The sequence below is a fragment of the Gordonia sp. NPDC003424 genome, from assembly GCF_053588655.1.
This window is the reverse complement of record NZ_JBSFQJ010000001.1, coordinates 161,318-168,295: the sequence shown is the minus strand read 5'-3', so window position 1 is coordinate 168,295 and position 6,978 is coordinate 161,318. Positions and strand designations below refer to the sequence as shown.

Annotated in this window: 7 protein-coding genes; 2 read left to right on the top strand and 5 right to left on the bottom strand. The window is 66.2% G+C overall.

Translation table 11 applies throughout. From position 1 onward, the window contains the following. Positions 1–446: 446 nt before the first annotated feature. Both ACWDTI_RS00730 and ACWDTI_RS00725 read right to left on the bottom strand, forming a co-directional pair. A complete protein-coding gene (locus tag ACWDTI_RS00730) occupies positions 447–1,286 on the bottom strand; it encodes a hypothetical protein (protein ID WP_449736113.1) in 840 nt (279 codons plus the stop codon). Between the two features lie 19 nt (positions 1,287–1,305). Continuing rightward, the gene (locus ACWDTI_RS00725; RefSeq protein ID WP_449736489.1) at positions 1,306–2,307 is read right to left on the bottom strand and encodes a DNA adenine methylase; all 1,002 of its coding nucleotides are present in this window, start codon (positions 2,305–2,307) and stop codon (positions 1,306–1,308) included. 158 nt (positions 2,308–2,465) lie between these two features. Here ACWDTI_RS00725 and ACWDTI_RS00720 point away from each other — a divergent pair, with 158 nt between their 5' ends. Then, the gene (locus ACWDTI_RS00720; protein WP_449736112.1) at positions 2,466–2,894 is read left to right on the top strand and encodes an HIT family protein; all 429 of its coding nucleotides are present in this window, start codon (positions 2,466–2,468) and stop codon (positions 2,892–2,894) included. Here the strand turns inward: ACWDTI_RS00720 and ACWDTI_RS00715 are convergent. Then, positions 2,867–3,403 (bottom strand): ester cyclase, encoded by a 537-nt coding sequence (locus ACWDTI_RS00715; RefSeq protein ID WP_449736111.1) that lies wholly within the window; start codon positions 3,401–3,403, stop codon positions 2,867–2,869. The genes ACWDTI_RS00720 and ACWDTI_RS00715 overlap by 28 nt on opposite strands. Before the next feature lie 137 nt (positions 3,404–3,540). Between ACWDTI_RS00715 and ACWDTI_RS00710 the strand changes: the two genes are divergently transcribed. Beyond that, positions 3,541–4,101: a TetR/AcrR family transcriptional regulator gene (locus ACWDTI_RS00710; protein WP_449736110.1), complete on the top strand. Its 561-nt coding sequence runs from the start codon at positions 3,541–3,543 to the stop codon at positions 4,099–4,101. A 19-nt stretch (positions 4,102–4,120) separates the two neighbouring features. Here ACWDTI_RS00710 and ACWDTI_RS00705 read toward each other — a convergent pair whose 3' ends face one another. After that, positions 4,121–6,217 carry a RecQ family ATP-dependent DNA helicase gene (locus ACWDTI_RS00705; protein ID WP_449736109.1) on the bottom strand — a complete coding sequence of 699 codons (2,097 nt, stop codon included), beginning with the start codon at positions 6,215–6,217 and terminating at the stop codon, positions 4,121–4,123. A gap of 34 nt (positions 6,218–6,251) precedes the next feature. Further along, positions 6,252–6,890, bottom strand: coding sequence for a nucleotidyltransferase domain-containing protein (locus ACWDTI_RS00700; protein WP_449736108.1), 639 nt, complete (start codon positions 6,888–6,890; stop codon positions 6,252–6,254). Between the last annotated feature and the right edge of the window lie 88 nt (positions 6,891–6,978).

The following is a 6,978-nucleotide window of genomic DNA, read 5'->3' as shown; positions in this document are numbered from 1 at the left end:
ATGGAGTGAGGCCTGGCGTGGGCGACCGCTCCTTCCGCTGGTCGAGTAAGGCTCCGAGCGTAGCGAGGCGCCGCATCGAGATCTCCTGTCTGGCAATGGAAGTGGTCTCGATGCGCGTCCTCGCAGGCTCGGTCGCTTATCGACCAGCGGGGTGGCGACTTGCTCGGCGAGTGGCGTGCGGTTGTCGGCCACTCCTTTCGTGGGTCGAGTAGGGCTTGGCGTGGGCGGCCGCTCCTTCCGCTGATCGAGTAAGGCTCCGAGCGCAGCGAGGCGCCGCATCGAGATCTCCTGTCTGGCAATGGAAGTGGCCTCGATGCGCGTCCTCGCAAGCTCGGTCGCTTACTCGACCAGCGGAGTGGTGACTCGAAGGGCGACTCACTCGGTCAGCGGAAGGGCGACTCACTCGGCCAGCGAATGGCGCCGACTCATCAGGGACCGGGCGCGCCTCAGAGCAACCGCTGCAACCGCGCGAAATCGGCGAGGTCGTCGCGGAACGTGTCGAGCGTGGCGAGGGTGTACATGCCGTCGATGAGATGGTCGGCCCACAGCTGGTGAATGCGGCGCAGATCGGATTGTCTTGATTTCCAGCCGATTCCGTCGATGACCGCGAGCACCATCTGCCGCGGCAGGCGCACCTCGGCCATCTCCTCGATCTCCCGCACCGCATCGGTGAGTTTACTGCCGGTGGAGTCGAAACCCTTGGCGGCCACGACGATGTCGGCGGCGCCGTCGCGTCCGACGATGAGATCGGCGGGCGCATCCCGCCCACCCCGGCCGGTGAAACGGGACCGCGTGACGTAGGGCAGGCCGAGATCGGCTGCGATGGACTCGATCTCGTCTTCGATCCGCCGCCCGGACGCGCCCGCGCGCGTTGCGGTGGCGCGTGTGCCCGATCGGGCGACGAGGATGTCGGCGAAAGTGTACGTCCGTTCCATTTGCGTCCGCAGCGTCCGGACCAGATCGAACTCCTCGTCCATCCAGCAGACCAGCTCGTAAGGCCGTGTGCGGGCGATCTTCCGCCACGACGACGTGCCGAATCGGTGATGCAGGTTGTTGCGGAGTTTCTCCTGGGACAGACCGACGGCCAGTCGGAGGATTGAATCCTCGTCGGCGTGATCGCGTGCCCACACCGCCAGGCCGGTGAGATCGGTGTCGAGGATCTCGCCGAGGGTCTCCACCGCATCGACGATCCGCTCGGCATCTGCCGTCGACTCCGTGGGATCGACGTGAGAGGTCAAGCGCCCCAGCGTCTTCAGATAGTTGTTGAACTCTCCGGCCTCGCTCATCGGTGAAACCTCTCGTGCCTCAGTCGCGCCCGATGAACAGGAATTCGTTGACGTCACGACGAGTGGCCGCGGCATGGGTCCCGAAGCTGTACTTGTGATCGATGGCGATCACCTCCACCGACGGCTTGACCTTGCCCAGCAGGTCGGCGATCCGGTCTGCTCCCGGTAATGCGTTGGAGGAGTAGGACAGCACGATCGCTCCCGCCGACTCGAAATGCTCGAATGTGCGGACCAGCGCGTCCTCGATGCTGTGCTTGTAGGCGAAGGGTGTGTATCGCTTGGTGAGTTTCTTGGTCTTGGTGTGTTCCATGATCGTCATGCCACGCCAGTACGCCGAGAGCCCCTCGAGGAAGTGGTAGCGCTTGATGTAGTCGTTGTCGTCGGTCGGTGGGGCATAGGGCGGATCGAGGTACGCCAGATCGGGTGGGGCAGACAGTGAGCTCAGGTCGAGATCGAACACGTCGCCGCAGCTACTGCGACTGGTCCGGCCGTTGCTGAACACCGTCGCGTTGTACTCACTCGCCGACCGCAACCGGAAATGGTCGCGCAGCGACATCCTCAGGTCGCGGCGACCATCGGCGTATCGGGACGAATCGGTGAACGTGAACACCCCGCGCGGCTGTTTACGCGCGGCCGACAGCACGAGCGCCGAGATGGCCAGATCCCGGCGATACCCACGCAACCGGTCGATGTGCGACCACGCCGAATCCAGGAACTCGCGGTCCTCGGCGGTGAAGTAGAGGCCGTCGAAGGTGGATCGGATGAAGTCGCGGTCGTCTGCCGGCGGCCCGCAGATCTCGTCGACCAGTTCCGGCTCGAGCCGCACGCTGGAATTGGCGACCGTGGCCCGCGCGATGATGTGCGGGAAGGTCAGGAAATCGTTGCTGACGACGCCGAAGCCCTGTGCCTTCAGAAGGTAGGACACCACGCCCGAGCCGGAAAACGCGTCAACCGCGGTGGTGCCGCCGATCTCGGCGAAGGTGCGCTCGAGGTGGGGGAGCAGCCGGTACTTCGAGCCCATGTAGCGCAATCGCGGAAACCGCTGCGCCTGTGCCACGACGTCACTCGAACTGACGATTCGAGTGGCGCGGGTGAACTCTGGTCGACTCACAGGGAAAGGATGTCATGGACGTCCGACAACGCGACGCCGTCCACGCCGCACCACATACACTGACGCCCATGGCTTCCGTCTTCACCAAGATCATCAATGGAGAACTGCCCGGACGATTTGTGTGGCGGGATGGCCAGGCCGTGGCCTTCCTGACCATCGAGCCCGTGGCGCCGGGTCACGTTCTCGTCGTCCCGCGCAAAGAGGTCGATCACTGGGAGCAGATGGACACCGCGTCGTTCACGCATCTCGCCGACGTCGCGCAGAAGGTCGGGCGCGCGATCAAGGAGGGCCTCGACGCACCCCGGATCGGCATGCTCATCGCGGGACTCGAGGTGCCGCACGTCCACATCCACGTGTTCCCGGCACTCAGCATGGAGACGTTTGATCTGGGCAACGCGCGCAAGGACATCACACCCGAGGAACTCGACGCCGACGCCGAGCGGATTCGGGAGGCCCTACGCAGCACCGGCTACGGCGAGTACGTCGCCGACGCCTGAGACCGGCGGGCCGCGCGCTTCGCCCGCGCGCAGCGCAACAGGTACATCGGCGTGGGTGGTACCCACCCGAGTTGTTCGGCCATACCCATGTCGTCACGGGTCGCCCAGTGCTCGACGCACAGCCCGTCGGCCATTCGATACCAGTGTGTCTGCGGCACCGCGAAACTGCGGCCGGTGGGAGCGAAGACCTGTTTGACACAGGCATCCTCGTCGTAGACCACGAACGGTCCGCGATGGGTGCCCGACATCGTCGCGTGGATGACGACGAGGTCTCCGCCGGCCACCACCTCGTGTGGGGTGTGCCGGATGTCGGGGAAAGCCTCGCGCAGCCACAGTGCGGTCGCCCAGAAGGCGTCGGGTCCACGTCCTCGGCAGGCAGGTGGTTCGGTGATGTCTTCGCGATTCGACGCGTCGGGGTGAATCGTCCGGTCGAAGTCCTCGCGTGATCCCTCGCCCATGTCGGTGAGGCTGCGAGTGGCGACCGTTGTGGCGTCAAAGGAAGTGGTCATGGTCTCGCCTCAATTTCATTACAGGTGATCTGTATCTGATTTCTAGTATTGATTACAGGGTGACTGGAGTCAATAGTGGGCGTGGGTACGACGCATCCGGTCGTCAAGAGACCGCACGTCAACGGCGACGTCACGTCGTGCTGACCGCCACCGAGCTGTTCGAACGCCGTGGGTACCGCGTCACGATCAGCGAGATCGCCGACGCCGCAGGAGTGTCGCCGGAGACCATCTACAAGTCGTTCGGCGGCAAGGCGGGACTGATCAAGGAAGCCTTCGACCAGGCGGTGGCCGGCGACGACGAGAAGGTCGTCGTGCGCGAGCGGCCGGAGAACCGTGCCATCGACGACGAGCCCGACGTTCGACGGAAACTCGAGATGTATGCGGCCACCGCCACCGCGAGGATCGAGCGGTCGGCGCGCCTGCAGCTGGTGATCCGGGACGGCGCCGAGCACAACGCGAGCCTCGACAAACTGTGGCGCACCGCGCTCGACCAACGTCTGTACGGCATGAACCTGCTCGCCGAACACCTGGTCGGCAGCGGAGGCCTGCGTGCGGAGCTGACCGTCGAGCACGTCCGCGACACCCTGTGGACACTCATCGCTCCCGAGATCTACGAGTTGCTGGTTCTCGATCGCGGTTGGTCGATCGACGCCTATCGCGACTGGATCACCCGAGCGATGATCGCCGAACTCACCTGACCCAAGCCGTCGAGACGTGTCAGACCGTGCGATGAATGACCAAGGGCAGCACCGCCGTCGCCCCGGCCTCCCGCACCGCCGCGGCCGCGAGGGTGATCGGCCACCCCGAACTCGTCTCGTCGACGACGAGCAACACCACCTGCCCGGCGGCGTCCGGGGTGTCGCCGAGGTGCTCACGCCAGTAGGTCGCCTCGGTCGCGCCGGTGGCATCGCGGCCCGGCCCATCGCCCGCGCGCACTGGGAACCGGAAGCCGCCACGGCGGCCGACATCGCACAGATGCTGGGCCACCTGTTCGGCAAGCATCGAACCGGTCAGCCGCAGTGAGCCGATGACGTCCGGCCGCATCCCCGTCTCACGCACCCACGTCGACAACGTCGCGACCGCTGCGTCGCCGAGATCGGCCAGCGCGGTCTCGTCCCCACGTCTGGCATCTCGGAGCAGATCCGCCCACTCGGGTGCGTCCGCATGCGCGAGTATCCGGCCGGGTTCGGCCGCCAATCCGGCGCTGATGCGTCCACGCGTGCCGAAACTCCCGCCGGGCCACATCTTTCGGGGCTCCAAGATCAACGCCGAACGCCGCAACGACCCGGTGATCGTGCGCACGGTGTCGGCCGGCACCGTCGCCGACAACGGTTCGGTCAGGCGGCCGCGACACGCCGAGCACCGGCCGCACGGTTGGGCCTCGGGATCGTCGAGCGACGAGGTCAACAACTGCATGAGGCAGTCGCGTCCGGCCACGTAGTCGCGCATGATGTCGGCTTCCCGACGACGCACCCCGAGCACACCGGCATAGTGCTCGGCGTCGTACGACCACGCCGTCCCGGTCGACTCCCAGCCGTCCGGACCCCGTTCGGTCACCCCATCCACGGCGAGTTGCTTGAGCATCAATTCCACCCGGCCCCTGCGGAATCCGGTCGAGGACTCCAGCTGTACCACCGACATCGGGCCCTCGGCGTCCCCCAAGACGTCGAGGAGACGGGCCATCCGGTCCGGATCGGGGATAGTCGAGGTGGCGAAGTGCTCCCAGATCGCGTCGTCCGACTTCGACGCGAGGAGCATGACCACGGCGTCGTCCAGGGCTCGCCCGGCACGGCCTACCTGTTGGTAGTAGGAGACCGGCGATGGTGGCGACCCGACGTGCACGACGAAGCCGAGATCGGGCTTGTCGTATCCCATACCCAACGCCGACGTCGCAACCAGGGCCTTGATCTCGTTGCGCAACAACGCATCCTCGAGACGATGGCGGGTGTCCGCGTCGAGTTGTCCGGTGTAGGCGGCCACCGGGTAGTCGGGCCCGTGTACGGCGCGGATCGCGCCGACGAGCCGGTCGGCGTCGGCGACGGTGAGCACGTACACGATGCCCGATCCGGGGAGGTCCGGCAGATACTGTGCCACCCACCCATAGCGCTCGATCGGGGAAAGCCCGTCGATGACGTTGAGCTGCAACGATTTCCGTGCCAAAGGTCCGCGAAGTACAAGGGTGTGCGCGCCCAGCTGGGCGGCGACGTCGTCGGTGACACGAGCATTGGCGGTCGCGGTGGTGGCCAACACCGGAGTCTGCGGGTTCAAGGTCTGCAACACATCGGACACGCGGCGATAGTCGGGGCGGAAATCGTGCCCCCAATCGGAGATGGCATGTGCCTCGTCGATCACCAGCAGACCCAACTGGCCGGCCAGCGCGTTCAGCACCCGCCGGCCGAAGCCGGGGTTCGCCAGCCGTTCCGGTGAGACGAGCAAGACGTCGAGGTCGCCGGAACGCAGCTCGTCCTCGATGGCCGACCACTCATCGAAATTCGACGAGTTCAACGTCGCCGCCCGCAGCCCGGCCCGCTCGGCGGCGGCAACCTGATCACGCATCAGCGACAACAGCGGCGACACGATCAGCGTCGGCCCGCCACGCTCAGACCGGATGATCGCGGTGGCCGTCCAATAGACCGCCGACTTTCCCCATCCGGTCGCCTGCACGACGAGAACCCTGGCGGCCGGCTTGAGCAAGGCGGCTACCGCGGTGAGCTGGTCCTCGCGCAGCCGCGCGCCGGCACCGGCGAGACTCTCGATGACGCTGTCCGCGACGTGCTGCTGGTCGGCGCCGAGGGCGGCGATGTCAGGTGGCATGCTGCCAACCTAACGCTCGCCACCGACACGGCGGTCAGGCGTCGAGCCACGGATGGTCGGCGTGATGCCCGCGGAGATACTCGACGAGACGGGACCGGGCGTCTGAACCGAGGATCGGCCAGGTCCGGGCGAAATCATCGATGTCCTTGGGGCGCCGAGACTTCGCCTTGAAGATCAGCACGAGTTCAGGGTTCAGATAGCGAATACCGTCACCATCGGTCCAGGTGGCCGCGGACAGGGCCATCCGCATCGTCGGGTCCCGCCGGTTGATCCACAACCCGTCCGCATCGGGCGTCAGGAGGACATCGAGCAACCACGGCGATCGGGCGTTCGCGCGCAGCCAGAGTTGGTCGGCACCGGTGGGAAGCTCATCGGCCCCGGTCAGGGCCAGCAGTGTGCCCGACCCGACCGCCCAGACGTGCAGGCGGTCGGCGACGGCGTCGATCAATGCCGCGACGTCTGTGCGGAAGATCCCCACATCGAGATCCTCGTGTGGGCGGTGGGTGCCGGTGGCCGCGTCCAGCGCCCAGCCGCCCGCGATCCACCACGGTCGATCGAATCCGCCGACGACGTCGATGACATCGGCGGGTCTGACCGCAGCCCAGTCGCCGTACAGGTCATGGAAAGCACGCGCTTCCGGGGAGACGGGGTGTGCGAGGTCGAAGGAGCGCACGCGAACCACTGTAGGTGTGGTCACGGCTCACAGGAACCTGCCAGCGTCGACGCAGAGTGGACGAAGTTTCGCGCTCGATAGTTGACTC

Bases quoted from the DNA above. Each gene is read 5' to 3' on its own strand.
- ACWDTI_RS00730 (WP_449736113.1), bottom strand. From the start codon at position 1,286: ATGAGCGAGGCCGGAGAGTTCAACAACTATCTGAAGACGCTGGGGCGC.
- ACWDTI_RS00725 (WP_449736489.1), bottom strand. From the start codon at position 2,307: ATGGGCTCGAAGTACCGGCTGCTCCCCCACCTCGAGCGCACCTTCGCC.
- ACWDTI_RS00720 (WP_449736112.1), top strand. From the start codon at position 2,466: ATGGCTTCCGTCTTCACCAAGATCATCAATGGAGAACTGCCCGGACGA.
- ACWDTI_RS00715 (WP_449736111.1), bottom strand. From the start codon at position 3,403: ATGACCACTTCCTTTGACGCCACAACGGTCGCCACTCGCAGCCTCACC.
- ACWDTI_RS00705 (WP_449736109.1), bottom strand. From the start codon at position 6,217: ATGCCACCTGACATCGCCGCCCTCGGCGCCGACCAGCAGCACGTCGCG.